Genomic DNA, 18,213 nt, shown 5'->3' on the forward strand with positions numbered 1-18,213 from the left:
ACCGCAGCACGAGCCTAAGGAGGCGAAACCGTGAACTTCACCCACAGGAACAGGACATTCACCGCACTGGGAGCCCTCGCCATGGGACTCTGCGCTCTGGTTCTCACGGGCTGCGCCCCGGCATCCGGCTCCGAGGCCGAGGAGGTGACCGAGGTGCGCCTCGGCTACTTCGCCAACGTCACCCACGCCCCGGCTCTCGTCGGGCTGTCGGAGGGGCTGTTCCAGGATGCCCTGGGCGACGCCGTTCTGCAGACCGAGGTGTTCAACGCCGGTCCCGCCGCGATCGAAGCCCTCTCGGCCGGGGCGATCGACGCGACCTACATCGGCCCCAACCCGGCCATCAACACGTTCATCCAGTCGGGCGGCGCTTCGGCGCGCATCATCGCCGGTGCGACCTCGGGTGGGGCGGCGCTCGTCGTGCGCGACGGCATCGACACCCCCGACGACCTCGCCGGCACCACGATCGCGACCCCGCAGCTCGGCAACACGCAGGACGTGGCGCTGCGCCGCTGGCTCGCCGACCAGGGCTACGCAACGTCGGTCGCAGGCGAAGGAGAGGTGAGCGTCACCCCCACCGAGAACGCCCAGACGCAGACGCTGTTCCAGGACGGCGAGATCGATGGCGCGTGGCTTCCCGAGCCCTGGGTCTCCCGGCTGGTCGTCGAGGCCGGCGCTCACGTGCTGGTCGATGAGGCCGACCTGTGGCCGGACGGTGACTTCCCCACCACCGTGCTGCTGGTGCGCGCCGAGTTCGCCGACCAGCATCCGGAGGTCGTCGCCGAGCTGCTGAAGGGCCACATCGCAGCCGTGGACTGGCTCGACGAGAACGCAGACGAGGCGCCGTCGGTGATCAACGCGGCGCTCGACGACGCCACCGGCAAGCCTCTCGACGACGAGGTTCTCGCCCGCGCGCTCGAGAACGTCACGTTCACCGTCGATCCGGCAGCCGCCACGTTCGAGACCCTGGTGGATCACGGTCTGGCCGCAGGAACGCAGAAGAAGGGAGCGATCGACGGGCTGTTCGACCTGAGTGCCCTGAACGTGCTGCTCGAGAAGGCCGGCGCCGAGACCGTCTCGGCCGCCGGGCTCGGTGCCGACCGATGACCCGCGATGACACGCTGGCCCGCCCGCTGACGACAGCGCCCCTCTCCCCCAGCTTCGACGGCGTCGCACCGCTGGCGTCGCCAGCGCCCGTCGTCGAACCCGCCGTACGCATCTCGCACGTCACCAAGCGCTACGGCTCGGGGCCGGTGGTCCTCGACGATGTGTCGCTCGACATCGCGCCCGGAGAGTTCGTGTGCCTGCTCGGAGCATCCGGCTGCGGTAAGTCGACCCTGCTGAACCTCATCGCGGGGCTCGAACCGCTCACCTCGGGCGAGCTCACGACACCGGCGACCGGTGCGGCGGTGATGTTCCAGGAGTCCGCCCTGATGCCGTGGCTCACCGCCCGCAGAAACGTCGAACTGGCGCTCCGGCTGCGGGGTATGCCTCGCGCCGAGCGCCGTGCGGAGGCCGAGAGGCTGCTTCGCACGGTCAATCTGGCGGAGGCGGCCGACAAGCGCCCGCACGAGCTGTCGGGCGGGATGCGCCAGCGCGTGGCGCTCGCCCGTGCGCTCGCTCAGGACCGCTCGGTGCTGCTGATGGATGAGCCGTTCGCCGCACTCGACGCGATCACGCGCGACCTGCTGCACGAAGAGCTCGAGCGCGTGTGGCGCGCCACCGGCCGCACCATCGTCTTCGTCACCCACAACGTGCGCGAGGCCGCGCGGCTCGGTCAACGCGTGATCCTGCTCTCCAGCCGCCCCGGCCGCATCGCCGGCGAATGGCGCATCAAGACCACCGCGGGCAGACGCATCGAGTCGCCCGAGGTCGCCGCGCTCGCCGCCGAGATCACCGCCGAGCTGCGGAAGGAGATCGCCCGCAATGCCCGGTGAATCGACCACGGCCCTCGCCCCGCCCGACCCTGCCCCGGCCGGCGAGGACATCGACACGCTCTCCGCCGGACTCGACCGCCTTCAGTCGGATGCGAGCGAGCGCCCGCCGCTCGTGCGCGACCTGCTGGGCAAGGTCGTGCCGCCTGTCGCCCTTCTGGTCGTGCTGCTCGCCGTGTGGCAGCTGTACATCGTCATCGCCAACCCGCGCCCCGATAAGGCGCCGAGCCCGGCGGCGGTCGCCGGAGCCTTCGGCGAGGCGTGGGAGTCGGGCCGCCTGCAGGAGGCTGTCGTCACAAGCCTCGAACGCGGGGTCATCGGCTTCCTCATCGCGATCGTAGTCGGCACGGCCCTCGGCATGCTGCTGGCCGAGTGGAAGCTGCTGCGCCGGGCCGCAGGCCCCCTGATCTCGGGTCTCACCGTGCTGCCGTCGGTCGCGTGGGTGCCCGTCGCGATCATCTGGTTCGCGCTGAGCGACGCCACCGCCTACTTCGTGATCCTGATGGGCGCGATTCCCTCGATCGTGAACGGACTTCTCTCGGGCATCGACCAGGTTCCGCCGCAGCTGCGCCGGGTGGGGACCGTGCTCGGCGCCAGCCGCTGGCAGCTCGCCACCGCGGTCACGCTGCCCGCCGCGCTGCCCGGCTACTTCGCCGGCCTCAAGCAGGGCTGGGCGTTCTCGTGGCGATCGCTCATGGCCGCCGAGATCATCACGAGCGGCGGGTCGATCGGCTTCGGCCTGGGCACCATGCTCAACCAGTCGCGCGAGCTGGCAGACCTGGCCGGCGTGCTCGCGACCATCCTTCTCATCCTCGCGATCGGCATCGTGATCGAGCTCGTGCTGTTCGGGCCGATCGAGCGACGCATGCTGCGCAATCGCGGACTGCTGCTGGGAGGCACCCGATGACCGCCACACCGATACCGGCCGGACGGGTGACCCTGGTGGGTGCGGGCCCGGGAGACGCCGGCCTGCTCACCCTGCGAGGGCTGCGCGCGATCAAGAGGGCCGACGTGATCGTCGCCGACCGGCTCGGCGCCCGCAGCGTGCTCGCCCAGCTCGAGGCCGAGGGCGCGACCATCGCGGCCGAGGTCATCGACGTCGGCAAGCTGCCCGGCCACCACCGGGTGCCTCAGGATGCCATCAACGAGCTGCTCGTCGAGCTCGCGCAGTCGGGCCGCGAGGTCGTGCGGCTCAAGGGCGGCGACCCGTTCGTCTTCGGCCGCGGCCGCGAGGAGCAGCTGTTCTGCGAGGCCGCCGGCGTGCGCGTCGAGGTCGTGCCGGGGGTGACCAGCGCCATCTCGGTGCCGGCGGTCGCCGGCATCCCGCTCACTCACCGCGGCGCCGCCGCGTCGTTCAGCGTGGTGAGCGCGCACGATCAGATCGAGCCGGGCGGGTCGGTGAGCACCTCGGGGTCCGATCACACGCTCGTGCTGCTGATGGGCGTCAGCACTCTGGCGCATTCAGCACACGTGCTGGCTGCCGGCGCCCGTGGTTCCGACTGCCCTGTCGCGATCATCGAGGACGGCTACGGCGGCGGCGAACGCGTGACGGTCGGCACGCTCGGTACGATCGCGCATCTGGCCGCGTCGCGCCAAGTGCGCTCGCCCGCCGTCGTCGTGATCGGCGAGGTGGTGCGGCTCAGCCCGCACGCCGCCTTGCTCGGCCCGGCGTCGGCGGATGCCGGTGACGCCGGGCCCCGCCCCGCATCCCCTCCTGCACGCCGTCGGCCGCGCTCGCGCCTGGCCGCCGCACTCGATGCCGGCCTCGCGGTCGACACCGGCCTCGTGCGGGCCATCGACACGAGCATCCGCTCCTCCCCCTCCCCGTCTCGAAAGGTCTCTCTGTCATGACCCTCTCCACGTTGCGCGTCGCGATCGTCGGCGCGGGCCCTGCCGGCATCTATGCGGGCAACCTGCTCGCCCAGGCCGTGAAGGCCCATGAGGCGATCGGCGCCGTCGGGATCGACCTGTTCGAATCGCTGCCGGCCCCCTACGGCCTGATCCGCTACGGCGTCGCGCCGGATCACCCCCGCATCAAGGGCATCGTCACCTCGCTGCACGAGATGCTCGACGCGTTGCCCGAGGCCGACGCGGCACGGCGCACGATCCGGTTCATCGGCAACGTGGAGGTGGGTCGTGACATCGCACTCGACGAGCTGCGCGAGCGGTACCACGCGGTGATCCTCGCCACCGGCGCGCTGCGCGATGCGACTCTCGACATCCCCGGCGTGGACCTGCCCGGCTCGTTCGGCGCGGCCGACTTCGTGGCCTGGTACGACGGGCACCCCGACGTGCCGCGCACCTGGCCGCTCGAGGCGTCGTCGGTCGCCGTGATCGGCAACGGCAACGTCGCACTCGACGTCGCGCGCGTGCTCGCCAAGCATGCGGTCGACCTGCGCACCACAGAGGTGCCCGACAACGTGCTCGCCGGGCTGGAGTCGTCGGCCGTGACCGATGTGCACGTGTTCGGTCGTCGCGGGCCCGCCGACATCAAGTTCACCCCCATCGAGCTGCGCGAGCTGGGCGATGTGCGCGACGTCGACATCGTGCTCGACGACGCGGACTTCGAGGGCATCGACGCCGCCTCCGCGGCGAACAACCAGCTGAAGGTCATGCTGCGCACCCTGAACTCATGGCGCGACCGGCCGTCCACCGGGGCGTCGCGCCGGCTGCACCTGCACTTCTGGCACGCGCCGATCGAGATCACCGGTGAGGAGCACGTCGACGGCATCCGCTTCGCCCGCACCGCGCCGGATGCCACCGGCGCACCCGCGCCGACCGGCGAGGTGCGCCAGTACGACGTGCAGGCGGTCTACCGCGCGATCGGGTACTACGGCACCCGCGTCGCGGGAGCCGGCTTCGACGAGCGCCGCGGCGTCGTCCCGAACGAGGAGGGACGCGTGCTCGGCGAGAGCGGCGCGTTCGAGACGGGTCTATATGCCACCGGGTGGATCAAGCGCGGACCGGTCGGTCTGATCGGCCACACGAAGTCCGACGCTCTCGAGACCGTCGGGCACCTCGTCGCCGATGCGCAGGCCGGCGTGCTCGCCGACCCGGTCATCGACGCCGACGTGCTCGATCTGCTCGACGAGCGCGAGACGGCCTACACGACGTGGGACGGCTGGCTGGCTCTGGATGCCCACGAGCGCGCGCTCGGCGAGGGCCACCAGCACGTGCGCGAGCGGGTCAAGGTCGTCGCGCGCGACGAGCAGGTCGAGATCTCGCGGCCGGCGGTGCTGACCCGATGACCTACGTGATCGCACTGCCGTGCGTGGACGTGAAGGACCGCGCGTGCATAGATGAGTGCCCGGTCGACTGCATCTACGAAGGCGAGCGCTCGCTGTACATCCACCCCGAGGAGTGCGTCGACTGCGGGGCGTGCGAGCCGGTGTGCCCAGTCGAGGCGATCTACTACGAAGACGACCTGCCCGAGGAGTGGGCCGACTACTACCGGGCCAACGTCGAGTTCTTCGACGAGATCGGCTCGCCGGGCGGCGCATCGAAGGTCGGCGCCTACGACGTCGACCACCCGGTGGTGGCGGCGGTGCCGGCCGGAGCGACCACGCATGACTGACTACGACGTGCTCGTCGTCGGCGGCGGCCCCGCGGGGCTGTCGGCCGCGCTGAACCTCGGCCGCTCGCTCGCGCGGGTGCTGGTCGTCGACGCCGACCGGCCGCGCAACGCGGCGACGCTGAACTCGCACGGCTTCCTCACCCGCGACGGGGTGCCGCCGTTCGAGTTGCGCCGCATCGCCCGCGAAGAGCTCGCCGCGTACCCCGACGTCGAGATCAGGTCGCGAGTGCGGGTGGGATCGCTGACGCGGACGGATGCCGGGTACGCGGCCGGCATCGGCCGCCGCGAGCCTTCCGAGCAGGTGAGCGCGCGCTCAGTGCTGCTCGCCACCGGGCTCAGAGAGACGCTGCCCGCCGTGCCGAACCTGCGCGGCTTCTACGGCATGAGTCTGTTCAGCTGCGCGGCGTGCGATGCGTGGGAGCTGCGCGGGCGCAGCCTCGCACTGATCGGCGAGTCGAGCGACCTCGCCGACCGCGCCCGGCTGATCGCGCACTGGACGCCGCGGCTGACGGTGTTCACGAACGGCTCGGATGCGGTCACCACCGCCGAGGAGACGGAGCTCGCGACCGCCGGCGTGAGCGTGGTGCGCTCTGCCATCGTCGAGCTCGTGGGAGATCGTGGGCGCATCCAGGCGGTGCGCACCGCAGACGGCGGCGAGCACGCGATCGACGGCGGATTCGTGCGCCCCGAGTGGGACGCGGATCTGTCGTTCCTCAGCGGGCTGCTCCCCGAGCGCGACGGTGCCGGGCACCTGCTGACCGACAGGTCCGGGCGCACGAGCATTCCCGGGCTGTACGCGGCGGGCGACGTCGCAGCCCCCGGCCCGCAGCAGCTGATCGTCGCCGCGGGGGCCGGCGCACGCGTCGCGGCTGTGATCACGCACGATCGGATCGGCGTCGCCACCACCCACTGAGCCGTCGGGACACGCTCGACGCGGCTCACGGGCGACGCTCAACCCGTGGCGATGTGCTCCAGAGCGATCAGCGGGATCGCCACCCATGACGGCCGGTTGCGCTTCTCGTAGATCGCCTCGTATACCGCCTTGTCGGCCTCGTAGGCGTCGAGGAGGGTGCGCAGCGGCGGGCTCAGCTCGGCCGAGGCATCCGCATCGGCGTCCGCGCCCGGCCCGGCGTCCGGCGGATGCCGATGTTCGCCTTCATCCGCGGATCCTGCGCGTACTCGTTCCACATGTAGTCGCGGTCTTCGTCGGTCACCATCTCGAGCGTGAGCTCGTCGTGATTGCGCAGGAAGATGCCCCACTGGCATCCGGCCGGGATCGAGGGCGTATCGGCGAGGATCTCGCTGATGGGGTAGCGCGATTCGCGTCGCACCGCCATGAAGATGCGCGGCATCACCGGGAAGTGGAAGCACATGTGGCACTCGTCGCCGCCCACCTCGGGGTCGCCGAAGTAGTCGACGACATCGGCCGGCCACTGGTTCGCCTCGGCGAGCAGCACCCGGCCCGGGTAGTTCAAGTTTTCAGGATGCCGGCGCGGTCACACGGTGGGCGGGACGAACGCCTCGGGCCCGGCCACGCCGCCCAGCCGTTCGGCGAGGCGCTCGCGGGCGCGACCGATGTGGATCGCGAGAAGAGCCGCCGCACCGTCCTCGTCCCCCGCCTCGATCAGTTCCAGGATGCGCTCGTGCTCGGCCGCGATCAGCTCGGTGGGCAGCAGCGAGGCCCCCTGCACCTGCGACATGCAGAAGACGACCTCCGAGGCGAGCGATCCGTAGGTGCGGCTCAGCCGGGGACTGCCGATGGCGTCGATCAGCGCCGTGTGGAAGCGCATGTCCGGTTCGACGATCTCCCCCGGCGACGCATCGATCAGCATCGCGATCTCGGCGTTGGCCTTGCGGGCGCGCTCCGGCGCGAGGCGTTTGCGCGCGAGCCGGCGGAGCACCTCGGCTTCGACCACCTCGCGGGACAGGTAGATGTCGCGCGCGTCGTCTGGCGACAGGCGCACGACGCGGGCCGTCTTGTGCGCACTGCGCTGCAGCAGGTTCTCGCGCACCAGGTTCTCGATCGCCATCTTCGCCGTGGGCCGCGCCACGTCGTAGGTCTCGGCCACGTCGGTCTCGGCCAGGGCCGTGCCCGGCTCGAGCTGCCCGCCCAGGACGCGCCGGCGAAGGTCCTCGGCGACCGCCTCGATGATCGAGACGGCTCTGACGTGTGCCGGCATCCGGCTCCTCCTCGAGCGACCCGCGCTGCGGAGCGGGTGAAGCCATCCTAATGCTGACCGTCCCATCCGGATACTTGACAGGCTTGTGTTCTTGTCAGACAATCGCACGAGCGAAACACCCCTGGCGGTCGACGTCGACCGCCCACTCGATGAGGAGTCACCACCGGATGTTCCAGCAGATCCTCGACCCGCTGTTCGGGTCGCTCGCCCTCTCGGCGCTCGTCGCCGTCATCCCCTTGGCCACGCTCTTCGTGCTGCTGGGGGTCTTCCGCGTGAAGGCGTGGAAAGCCTCACTCGTCGGTCTCGTGCTGTCGATGCTTCTCGCCGTCGCGGTGTGGCGGATGCCGGTGCCCCAGGTCATCAGCGGCAGTCTCGAAGGCGCCCTGTACGGAGTCGTGCCCATCCTGTGGATCCTCGTGAACGCACTCTGGGTCTACCGACTGACGGTCGTCACCGGCTGGTTCGAGGTGCTGGGCGACCGCATCCGCGCGATCAGCGACGACCAGCGGATCCTGGCCATCATCATCGCCTTCTGCTTCGGTGCGCTGCTCGAGTCCCTCGCCGGGTTCGGCGCGCCGGTCGCGATCTCCATCGCGATGCTCATCGCCGCGGGGATGGCGCCGGTCAAAGCGGCCGTGGTGTCACTGCTGGCCAACACGGCACCGGTCGCGTTCGGCGCGATGGCCGCGCCGATCATCGCGCTGTCGGGGGTGACCGGCATCGACATCCATCTGCTCTCGCAGATGGCGGGCCGCCAGACGCCGTTCCTGGCGGTTTTCGTTCCGCTCATCCTCGTGTTCATCGTCGACGGATGGCGCGGCGTGCGGCAGACCTGGCCGGTCGCGACCGTCGCCGGTGTCGCTTTCGCCGTGTCGCAGTTCATCACCTCCAACTTCATCGCGGTCGAGATCACCGACGTGGTCGCCGCCGTGGTGACCGTGATCGCCGTGCTGGTCACGCTGAAGTTCTGGACGCCCAGGAGCACCGTCGCCTTCGAGCCGGCGATCGCCGACGCGAACGCCGGCTCGGCCGTCGGCGTAACCGTCCCCACGACCGGCGGCAAGACCGCCACGACGGTCGTCAAGGTCGCCGACGCGACCAGGATCGACCGCAGCGGGCGCACGCCGGCGAACCTGACCTGGAACGCGGTCATGCCCTACGTCGTGATCATCGCGGTGTTCTCGATCTCGCAGCTGCCGCCGGTGAAGGCCTTCCTCGCCGAGCATGCGACGCTGACCTTCGCCTGGCCCGGTCTGGACGTCTCCGACAGCTCGGGTGAGGCGGTGGCCACGGTCTTCAAGCTCGGGTACATCGGAACCGGCGGCACGCTGCTGCTGCTGTCGGGCATCATCGTCGCCCTCCTGTACCGGCTGCCGACGCGCCGGGCGCTGGAGGCGTACGGGGCGACGCTCCACCAGCTGCGCTTCACCATCGTCACCGTCGTGTCGGTCCTCGCCCTCGCCTACGTCATGAACCTGTCCGGTCAGACGCACACCCTCGGCGCGGCGCTGGCCGCGACCGGCGGCTTCTTCGCCCTGCTGTCGCCGGCCATCGGCTGGCTGGGCGTGACGATCACCGGATCGGACACCTCCTCGAACGCGCTGTTCGGCCTGCTGCAGGCAACGACGGCCCAGAAAGTCGGGCTCGACCCCGTCCTCATGGCGGCCACCAACTCGTCCGCCGGCGTGCTCGGCAAGATGCTCTCACCGCAGAACCTCGCCGTGGCCGCCGCGGCGGCCGGAATGGCCGGCAAGGAGGGCGACCTGTTCCGAAAGCTCCTCTGGTGGAGCCTGGGCCTGCTGATCGTCTTCACGGGCCTGGTCTACCTGCAGTCCACCCCGATCCTGGGCTGGATGGTCCCCACGCCGTGACCGCTGCAGCCCGGCATCCCCTCCCGCACGCCGACCACGACATCCCGCGGCAGGGATGGATCGACCCCGCCGTCGCCGCTGCGGTCGGCGAGGCGGAGCGCATCAGGCTGCGGGCGATCGACCGGGTCGCGTACGCCAGCGACGCCTCGCACTTCCTGCACACACCGCGCGCCGTGGTGATCGCCGACGACGCCGCCGAGGTCGGGGCGATCATGCGCGCCGCCACCGCGAGCGGGTCCAGGGTCACGTTCCGCTCGGGCGGGACGAGCCTGTCGGGGCAGTCGTCCGGCGAGGACATCCTCGTGGACACGCGGCGCTCCTTCCGGCGGATCGACGTGCTCGACGGAGGCCGCCGCGTGCGGGTGCAGCCGGGTGCCACCGTCCGGCAGGTCAACGCCCGTCTGCTCCGGCACGGATATCGACTGGGCCCCGACCCGGCCAGCGAGGCGGCATGCACGATCGGCGGGGTGATCGCCAACAACTCCAGCGGCATGGCGTGCGGGACGGTCGAGAACACCTACCGCACGCTCGAGTCGATGGTGTTCGTGCTGCCTTCGGGCACGGTCGTCGACTCCGCAGCGCTCGACGCGGATGCCGCACTGCAGGCCGCCGAGCCGGAGCTGTTCGAAGGCCTGCGCCGCCTCACGGCGCGCGTCCGCTCGAATCCCGACTCGGTCCGCCTCATCGAGCGGCAGTTCGCGATGAAGAACACCATCGGGTACGGGGTGAACGCGTTCCTCGACCACGAGTCCCCCGTGCAGGTGCTCACCCGCCTCGTGATCGGCAGCGAGGGCACTCTCGCCTTCGTCGCCGAGGCCACCTACCGCACGGTCCCGATCAAGCCCCGGGTGACCACGGCGCTCGCGGTCTTCCCGGACATCGTCGAGGCGACCCGCGCGCTCCCCGCCCTCGTGGCGACCGGTGCCGCGACCCTCGAGCTCATGGACGCGACCAGTCTGCGCGTGGGTCAGTCCTTCGCCGATGCGCCGCCGCAGATCCGCGGTTTCGAGGTCACCGACCAGGCCGCGCTGCTGATCGAGTACCAGGCGATGGACGAGGCCGGACTCGCCGCGCTGGCCGCGGCGGGTACTGCTCTGCTGCGCGAGCTGCCGCTGATCACGCCGGCTGCGCTGTCCAGCGACGCCGGCGTGCGCGCCCTGGCGTGGAAGCTGCGCAAGGGCCTGTACACGAGCGTCGCGGGTGCGCGTCCGTCCGGGACGACCGCCCTCCTGGAGGACATCGTCGTGCCCGTACCGCAGCTCGCGCCCACCTGCGCCTCGCTGCAGGACCTGTTCGCCACCTATTCCTACCGCGACAGCGTGATCTTCGGGCACGCCAAGGACGGCAACATCCACTTCATGCTCACCGACCGCTTCGAGGGCGACGCGGCCCTCGGGCGCTTCACCTCGTTCACGGAGGAGATGGTCGACCTCGTGCTGGGCGCCGGCGGCAACCTCAAGGCCGAGCACGGCACCGGTCGCGTCATGGCGCCCTACGTCCGGCGGCAGTACGGCGAGGAGCTGTACCAGGTGATGCGCGAGCTCAAACGGCTGTGCGACCCGACCGGCATGCTCAACCCCGGCGTGATCATCGAGGACGATCCGCGGGCGCACCTGCGCAACATCAAGCTCGCCGAGCCGATCGAGGCCGAAGCCGACCGGTGCGTGGAGTGCGGGTACTGCGAGCCGGTGTGTCCGTCGAAGGACCTCACGCTCACGCCCCGGCAGCGGATCGTCGTGCGTCGCGGCATGAAGCGCGCCGAGGCGGCGGGCGATCACGCCCTCGCTCGTGAGCTCGACCGGGACTACGACTACGCGGGCGTGGACACCTGCGCCGTCGACGGCATGTGCGTCACCGCATGCCCCGTCCTCATCAACACCGGCGCGCTCGTCAAGAGGCTGCGCCGAGAGGATCAGAATCCGGTGCTGGCGGCCGGGTGGAAGGCCGCCGCGCACGGGTGGGGCGCCGTCAGTCGCGGCGGAGCGGCGGCCCTGACCGTCGCCGATCACGTGCCCGAGGGACTCGTGAAGGCCGCGACGACGGTGGGGCGGGCCCTCCTGGGGGCCGACACGGTCCCGGAGTACAGCGCCGACCTCCCGGCGGGCGGCTCGGCGCGGGGGCCGCTGACCGGATGCCTCGGGTCCGGCCCCGGCGATCCGGTCGCCGTCTACCTGCCCGCCTGCGTGAACTCCATGTTCGGAGCCGCGGGGGAGGGCATCGGCGCGACCTCCGCGTTCGCGCGGCTGCTCGAACGCGCCGGCGTGCGCGTGGTGGTACCCGAAGGCATCGAAGCCCTGTGCTGCAGCACGCCGTGGACCTCGAAGGGGTACGCCGGCGGGCGGGACGTGATGGCCGATCGGGTCGTCGAGGCGGTGCGGGTCGCCTCCCGCGACGGCGCACTGCCGGTGATCAGCGACGCCTCCAGCTGCACGGAGGGGTTCGCGCACATCTTCGAGGACCGGAAGCTGCCCTTCCGCACCGAGGATGCCGTCGACTTCGTCGCCCGTGAGGTGCTGCCGGCGCTCGGGGAGATCACGCCGCTGGTCGACTCGCTCGTCCTGCATCCGACCTGCTCGTCCACGCAGATGGGGCTCGATCCCGCTCTGCAGGCGGTGGGCGCGGTCGTCGCCCGCGAGGTGACCGTCCCGTACGCGTGGAACTGCTGCGGCTTCGCCGGCGACCGCGGGATGCTCCATCCCGAACTGACGGCCGCGGCGACCGCGGCCGAGGCGGCCGAGGTCGCCCGCCTCGGTGCCGACGCACACGCGTCGTGCAACCGCACGTGCGAGATCGGGATGACCCGTGCGACCGGCGCGGAGTACCGGCACGTCCTCGAACTGCTCGAAGAGGCGACCCGGCCGCCGAGCTGACGGTCCCGGCCGCCGCCCGGCCGGGTCGCCTCCCTCACGCTCCGCCGTTCACAACTCCGGACATCCCGTCGGCCGGAGGGGCTTTCGGCACCGTGCGGAGCCTCCGGCGCCGATTCTCCGGAGTTGTGCGCACCGCGCACGAGCGCGAGGTGACCGGCCCGTGCGAAGCCCGGCAGGCTCGATCCGGTCAGTCGCGCGGACGCGACGGACGATCGGTTCGTTTCGTCGAGCGCTGGAAGCGGTCGGGCTTGATCTCGATCAGCCGGCCGCTGATGCGGGTCTGCTCGAGCCGCTTCAGGGTGTCGGCGGGGAGGTCGGCGGGAAGCTCGACGAGCGAGAAGTCGGGCCGGATCTGGATCGCGCCGAAGTCTTCGCGGCGGAAGCCGCCCTCGTTCGCGAGCGCGCCGACGATCTGGCGCGGCTCGACCTTGTGCCGTCGGCCGACCTCGATGCGGTACGTCGCGGTCGGGCCCGACGATCCGCGCCGCGGCCGGTCGCCGCGGTCCGAGCGGTCGCCGCGGTCGAACCGGTCACGCCCGCCCTCCCGGTCCCGGTCGCGGTCGAACCGCTCGCGGTCGCGGCGCACGGGGGCGTCGTCCGCGGCATCCAGCAGCAGCGGTGTCTCGCCCTGCGCGACGACGGCGAGCGCCGCGGCGACGTCGGCCTCGGGCACGTCGTGGTGGCGCACGTAGTGGTTGATAATGTCGCGGAAACGGTCGATCCGCTCGGTCTCCGACAGCGCCGTCGTGATCGCGTCGTCGAACCGCGTGAGGCGGGTCGCGTTGACGTCGTCGGCGCTCGGCAGCGCCATCTCCGTGAGCGGCTGACGCGTCGCCTTCTCGATGGATGCGAGCATCCGCCGCTCGCGCGGAGTGACGAAGCTGATCGCGTCGCCGGTGCGACCGGCGCGGCCCGTGCGGCCGATGCGGTGGACGTACGACTCGGTGTCGATCGGCAGGTCGAAGTTCACGACGTGACTGATGCGGTCGACGTCGAGGCCGCGGGCGGCGACGTCGGTCGCCACCAGGATGTCGAGCTTGCCGGACTTCAGCTGGTTGACGGTGCGCTCGCGCTGGGCCTGCGCGATGTCGCCGTTGATCGCGGCGGCGGTGTAGCCGCGGGCGCGGAGCTTCTCGGCGAGCGTCTCGGTCTCGTTCTTCGTGCGCGTGAAGACGATCATGCCCTCGAAGGGCTCGACCTCGAGGATGCGGGTCAGGGCATCCACCTTCTGCGGGTAGGAGACGACGAGGTAGCGCTGGGTGGTGTTCGCGGAGGTCGTCGTCTTCGCCTTGACGTTGATCTCGTCGGGATCCTTCAGATACGTGCCCGCGAGGCGGCGGATCTGCGCCGGCATGGTCGCCGAGAAGAGCGCGACCTGCTTGCCGGCGGGCGTCTCGGCGAGGATCGTCTCGACGTCTTCCGCGAAGCCCATCTTGAGCATCTCGTCGGCCTCGTCGAGCACGAGGAAGCGCAGCTCGGAGAGGTCGAGCGTGCCCTTGTCGAGGTGATCCATGATGCGCCCGGGCGTGCCGACGACGACGTGCACGCCGCGGCGGAGGGCCGACAGCTGCTGGCCGTAGCCCTGCCCGCCGTAGACCGGCAGCACATGCACTCCGCGCAGCCGCGCGGCGTACGACTCGAACGCCTCGCACACCTGCAGCGCCAGCTCGCGGGTCGGGGCGAGCACGAGCGCCTGCGGGGTCTTCTGCGACAGGTCGAGCTGCGACAGGATCGGCAGCGCGAACGCGGCGGTCTTTCCGGTGCCGGTCTGCGCCGTGCCGAGCACGTCGCGGCCGGCGAGCAGCGGCGGGATCGTCGCCGCCTGGATCGCCGACGGCGTCTCGTAGCCGACGTCCTTCACCGCCTTCAGAACGGCGTCGTCGAGACCGAGGTCGGCGAAGGTGAGCGTGGGGGCCGCCGGGGCCTCGTCAGGCGCGGTGTCGGAAGTCATCCTCCTACGTTAGTCGCCCGCCCTGACCCGCGCGGGCGCCCGCCCTGGTGGGCGGTGTGGCGCCACCGCCCGTTCACCCGCGCGCCCTAGCGTGACGAGCATGCCGCTGCCCGACCAGCCCAGCCCCGACGCGCCCCGCGCCGTGCCCCCCATGCCCGCCGACACACGCGCGTTCGGCGCGATCGGCGAGGCGTTCCAGAACTCCGTCCCCGACCGCGACATCCCGCGGCGCCGGGTGATCTCGTGGGCGATGTGGGACTGGGCGATGCAGCCCTTCAACACGGTCATCCTGACCTTCGTCTGGGTTGCCCTCTATCTCACCTCGCGCCAGTTCCTCGACCCCGCCGTGCGGGAGTCCGGCCGCCTCGCCGACGGCTCGTACCTCAACTGCAACACCTCGGAGAACATCGCGACGGCGTACTGCCAAGGCCTCACCGACCTCTCGGAATGGTGGGGCTGGGCGAACTTCGCCGCGGGCATCCTGATCCTCCTGCTCGCACCGGTGCTCGGCCAGCAGGCCGACGCGCGCGGCAGCAAGAAGAAGTGGGTCCTCGGCGCGACGGTGGCGGTCGCCCTCGTGCAGTTCGCGCTGTTCTTCGTCGAGGCCGATCCGCGCTACTTCTGGTTCGGCGCCTCCGCCGTCGCGCTCGGCGCGGTCATCTCGGAGATCGGGAACGTCAGCTATTACGCGATGCTCTCGGAGGTCTCGACGCCGAAGACCGTCGGTCGCGTGTCGGGTCTCGGCTGGGGCCTCGGCTACATCGGTGGCGTCGTCGCGCTGATCCTGTGCATCCCGATCCTGTTCGGGGTCGGGCAGAACAACCCGCTCGCGTACAAGCTCGTCGCCGTGCTGTGCGCGGTGTGGACCCTCGTGTTCTCGATCCCGCTGCTGCGGAACGTACCCGAGTCGCCCTCGTACGGCGGGCCCGAGAAGGTCGGGCCGCTCGGTTCGTACGTCGCTCTCGGCAAGAACCTGGTGAATCTGTTCCGCGTGAACCGGCCGACCTTCTCCTTCCTCCTCGCCGCCGCCGTCTACCGCGACGGCCTCGCCGGCGTCTTCGCCTTCGGCGCGGTGCTCGCGGCGCAGGGCTTCGGATTCTCGTTCCTCGAGGTCATCGCCTTCGGCCTCGCGGCGAACCTCATCGCGGGTATCTCCACGATCCTCGCCGGCCGGCTCGACGACGTGATCGGGGCGCGGAAGCTGATCATCATCGCCCTTGTCGGCCTGGTCACGATGGCCTTCGTCGTCTTCGCGCTCCGCGATTTCGGGAGCATCGTGTTCTGGATCTGCGGTCTGCTGCTGTGCGCCTTCGTGGGGCCGGCGCAGGCCGCCAGCCGCAGCATGCTCACGCGCATCACCCCGCCGAGCATGCAGGGCGAGATCTTCGGCCTCTACGCCACGACGGGGCGCGTCGCGTCGTTCCTGTCACCGCTCGCCTGGTCGCTGTCGCTCGCGTGGTTCGGCGGCATCGTCTACGGCGTGCTCGGGATCGGGGTCGTGCTGCTCATCGGTCTCGTGCTGCTGCTGTTCGTGAAGCTGCCGCCGCACGTGCGCAGCTGACGGGAGCGGATGCTCAGCGGCGCCGCATCCACGGCAGGCGGATGCCTCGCTCGTTGGGCTCTTCGACTTCGAGCCCGTAGCGCTCCCCGATCTCGTCGACGAACTCGGCCCGGCGGGCGCGGTCGTAGGCGGCGCGCTCGCGGCGGAAGGCGACGATCGTCGACCAGCAGATGAGCAGCATCACGATGCTGAACGGCAGCGCGATGATGATCGCCGCCGTCTGCAGCGCGACGAGCCCGCCGGCGATGAGGAGCGCGATCGCGAGGATCGCCGTCACGAACGTGAACAGCGCCTTCACGGGCCGCGAGGGCTCGGGGTTGCCGCCGGTGGCGAGCATGCCCATGACGAGCGCGCCCGAGTCGGCCGAGGTCACGAAGAAGATCGCGATGAGGATCAGCGCGCCGATCGTGAGCACCATCGTGCCGGGGAGGTGCTGGAAGAGCGCGCCCTGCAGATCGACCCCGCCGGAGGCATCCGTCATCGATCCGGGCGTGTCCATCTCGAGCTTAAGCGCCGATCCGCCGAGGACGGCGAACCACAGGATGCCGAGGAGCGTCGGCACGATCAGCACGCCCATGACGAACTGGCGCACGGTACGGCCGCGGCTGACCCGCGCGATGAAGACGCCGACGAAGGGCGCCCACGAGATCCACCAGCCCCAGTAGAACGCGGTCCACGCCGCCTGCCACTCCTGACCGGCCTGACCCTGGAACGCGCTGACGCTGAAGCTGAGCCCGATGAAGTTCTGCAGGTACGCGCCGATCGACTGCACCCATTCGCGCAGGAGGTACACCGTGTCGCCGACGAAGAGGACGTAGAGGAGGAGCAGTGCGGCGAGGATGAGGTTGGTCGTCGAGAGCCACTTCATGCCGCGGGTGACGCCGGAGAGCACCGAGAACAGCACGCCGCCCGTGATGACCACGATGATGACGATCTGCTCGAGGATGCCGGGGTTCTCGATGATCCCGGCCGAGTCGAGACCCGAGCTGATCTGCATGACGCCGAGGCCGAGGCTCGTCGCGACGCCGAACAGCGTGCCGACGAGGGCGATCGAGTCGATCGCGTTGCCCCAGCCGCCGCGCACCCGGCGGCCGAGCACAGGCTCGAGCGCCCAGCGGATCGACAGCGGACGGCGACGGCGGTGGATCGCGTAGGCGAGTGCGAGCCCGACGACGACGTAGATCGCCCACGCGTGCACGCCCCAGTGCAGGTAGGTCTGGGTGAGCGCCGACTGGGCGAGCTCGGCGGGAGGTCCGGTGACGCCCGGCTTCGGGGCGACGAAGTGGCTGAGCGGCTCGCTCACACCGTAGAAGACGAGGCCGACGCCCATGCCCGCCGCGAACAGCAGCGAGAACCACGCCGTGTTGGAGAACTCGGGCTCGTCGTCGTCGCGGCCGAGCTTGATGTCGCCGTAGCGGCTGAACCCGAGGAAGAGGCAGAACGCGACGAAGAACGAGGTGATGAGGACGTAGTACCAGCTGAACCCGTCGACGATCGCGGCCTGGATCGTGCCGAAGAAGAGCTCGGCCTGCGCGGGGAAGAAGATCGCGAACGCGCTGAACAGCAGCGCGACGGCCGCAGCGGGGCCGACGACCCAGAGCCCCGGGCCGGTGCGGCGGGTGGGGGCGGCGGTCTCGCTGGCGGTTGTCTTGGCGGCGGATGCGCTCGCGGGGGTCTCCGCGGACGGGGAGGGTAAGGGCGCGGAGGAGTCGGGAGTGTCGGCGGTCACCCCGGCACTTTACCCGCTGACGGGGGATTCGTCGGAGACGGTCGGGCCGGTCAGAGCTGCGGCCAGGCGGCGGCGAGCTTGGTGAGCAGTCGCGCGAGCTCGCGGCGGTCGCGGCTTCGGGCGCGGGCAGGGCTTCGGCCCGGCGCGGGCCTTCGGCCGTGAGCACGGCTTCGGCCCGGAGCGCGGCTTCGGCCCCGACGGCGGATTCGATCGCGAGCGTGGCTTCGGTCGCGAGCACGGGTTCGGCCCGGCGCAGCACGGTCGCGAGCACGGCTTCGGTCGTGACCGTGGATTCGGCCACGTGGAGCACGGCTTCGATCGTGGTCCGCAGGCCGGGCACGACTGCGGCCACGGAGCGCGTCACCACCACGGACCGCGTCACCACGGCGCGGAGCGCGCGTACGAGCGCGGCTTCGAGGCCGGGTTCCAGCGCGGCGCCGCCCCGCGCGACTGACCCGTCCCCCCTCGGGCACAAGCCTCCCGGGGCATCCACCACCCCATCGAAAACGCACAACAGCACCTCTTTCGACCTCGGAGAGGTGCTGT

14 protein-coding genes and 1 pseudogene are annotated in these 18,213 nt (G+C 70.9%); 11 read left to right on the forward strand and 4 right to left on the reverse strand.

Annotation, left to right across the window (positions count from 1 at the left end; genetic code table 11):
• Nucleotides 1-81 precede the first annotated feature (81 nt).
• From FHX68_RS13505 to FHX68_RS13535, 7 genes are read left to right on the forward strand one after another with little or no spacing between them, the layout of a single operon-like run.
• On the forward strand, nt 82-1,104 hold the full coding sequence (locus FHX68_RS13505) for an ABC transporter substrate-binding protein (protein ID WP_141380451.1): 1,023 nt from the start codon (nt 82-84) through the stop codon (nt 1,102-1,104).
• Entirely contained in the window at nt 1,101-1,934 is an 834-nt protein-coding gene (locus tag FHX68_RS13510; protein ID WP_141380450.1) for an ABC transporter ATP-binding protein, read from the forward strand. The genes FHX68_RS13505 and FHX68_RS13510 overlap by 4 nt, the downstream gene beginning before the upstream one ends.
• On the forward strand, nt 1,924-2,838 hold the full coding sequence (locus FHX68_RS13515; RefSeq protein ID WP_141380449.1) for an ABC transporter permease: 915 nt from the start codon (nt 1,924-1,926) through the stop codon (nt 2,836-2,838). Before FHX68_RS13510 ends, FHX68_RS13515 begins: the two co-directional genes overlap by 11 nt.
• Complete coding sequence (gene cobA / locus FHX68_RS13520; protein ID WP_141380448.1) at nt 2,835-3,782, forward strand: uroporphyrinogen-III C-methyltransferase; 948 nt, start codon at nt 2,835-2,837, stop codon at nt 3,780-3,782. The genes FHX68_RS13515 and cobA overlap by 4 nt, the downstream gene beginning before the upstream one ends.
• A complete protein-coding gene (locus FHX68_RS13525) occupies nt 3,779-5,179 on the forward strand; it encodes an FAD-dependent oxidoreductase (RefSeq protein ID WP_141380447.1) in 1,401 nt (466 codons plus the stop codon). Before cobA ends, FHX68_RS13525 begins: the two co-directional genes overlap by 4 nt.
• Nucleotides 5,176-5,505 (forward strand): ferredoxin, encoded by a 330-nt coding sequence (fdxA, locus tag FHX68_RS13530; RefSeq protein ID WP_141380446.1) that lies wholly within the window; start codon nt 5,176-5,178, stop codon nt 5,503-5,505. The genes FHX68_RS13525 and fdxA overlap by 4 nt, the downstream gene beginning before the upstream one ends.
• On the forward strand, nt 5,498-6,418 hold the full coding sequence (locus tag FHX68_RS13535; protein ID WP_141380445.1) for an NAD(P)/FAD-dependent oxidoreductase: 921 nt from the start codon (nt 5,498-5,500) through the stop codon (nt 6,416-6,418). The genes fdxA and FHX68_RS13535 overlap by 8 nt, the downstream gene beginning before the upstream one ends.
• 220 nt (nt 6,419-6,638) lie before the next feature.
• Here the strand turns inward: FHX68_RS13535 and FHX68_RS13540 are convergent.
• Nucleotides 6,639-6,974 (reverse strand): annotated as a pseudogene (locus FHX68_RS13540) (trehalose synthase); the annotation flags it as partial.
• A 27-nt stretch (nt 6,975-7,001) separates the two neighbouring features.
• The gene (locus FHX68_RS13545) at nt 7,002-7,685 is read right to left on the reverse strand and encodes a GntR family transcriptional regulator (RefSeq protein WP_141380444.1); all 684 of its coding nucleotides are present in this window, start codon (nt 7,683-7,685) and stop codon (nt 7,002-7,004) included.
• A gap of 167 nt (nt 7,686-7,852) precedes the next feature.
• On the opposite strand from FHX68_RS13545, the gene FHX68_RS13550 reads away from it, so the two are divergent.
• Both FHX68_RS13550 and FHX68_RS13555 read left to right on the forward strand, forming a co-directional pair.
• Nucleotides 7,853-9,556 (forward strand): L-lactate permease, encoded by a 1,704-nt coding sequence (locus FHX68_RS13550; protein ID WP_141380443.1) that lies wholly within the window; start codon nt 7,853-7,855, stop codon nt 9,554-9,556.
• A 59-nt stretch (nt 9,557-9,615) separates the two neighbouring features.
• Complete coding sequence (locus FHX68_RS13555; RefSeq protein ID WP_141380463.1) at nt 9,616-12,426, forward strand: FAD-binding and (Fe-S)-binding domain-containing protein; 2,811 nt, start codon at nt 9,616-9,618, stop codon at nt 12,424-12,426.
• A 187-nt stretch (nt 12,427-12,613) separates the two neighbouring features.
• Here the strand turns inward: FHX68_RS13555 and FHX68_RS13560 are convergent, their stop codons facing one another.
• Nucleotides 12,614-14,377 (reverse strand): DEAD/DEAH box helicase, encoded by a 1,764-nt coding sequence (locus tag FHX68_RS13560; RefSeq protein WP_141380442.1) that lies wholly within the window; start codon nt 14,375-14,377, stop codon nt 12,614-12,616.
• Between the two features lie 100 nt (nt 14,378-14,477).
• Between FHX68_RS13560 and FHX68_RS13565 the strand changes: the two genes are divergently transcribed.
• A complete protein-coding gene (locus tag FHX68_RS13565) occupies nt 14,478-15,938 on the forward strand; it encodes an MFS transporter (RefSeq protein WP_141380441.1) in 1,461 nt (486 codons plus the stop codon).
• 13 nt (nt 15,939-15,951) lie between these two features.
• Here the strand turns inward: FHX68_RS13565 and FHX68_RS13570 are convergent, their stop codons facing one another.
• Nucleotides 15,952-17,667 (reverse strand): BCCT family transporter, encoded by a 1,716-nt coding sequence (locus FHX68_RS13570; protein ID WP_141380440.1) that lies wholly within the window; start codon nt 17,665-17,667, stop codon nt 15,952-15,954.
• A 301-nt stretch (nt 17,668-17,968) separates the two neighbouring features.
• On the opposite strand from FHX68_RS13570, the gene FHX68_RS15330 reads away from it, so the two are divergent.
• The gene (locus FHX68_RS15330; protein ID WP_170214232.1) at nt 17,969-18,121 is read left to right on the forward strand and encodes a hypothetical protein; all 153 of its coding nucleotides are present in this window, start codon (nt 17,969-17,971) and stop codon (nt 18,119-18,121) included.
• Nucleotides 18,122-18,213 lie beyond the last annotated feature (92 nt).

The sequence above is a fragment of the Microbacterium lacticum genome (assembly GCF_006716815.1).
In the GTDB taxonomy this organism is placed as follows: Bacteria; Actinomycetota; Actinomycetes; order Actinomycetales; family Microbacteriaceae; genus Microbacterium; species Microbacterium lacticum.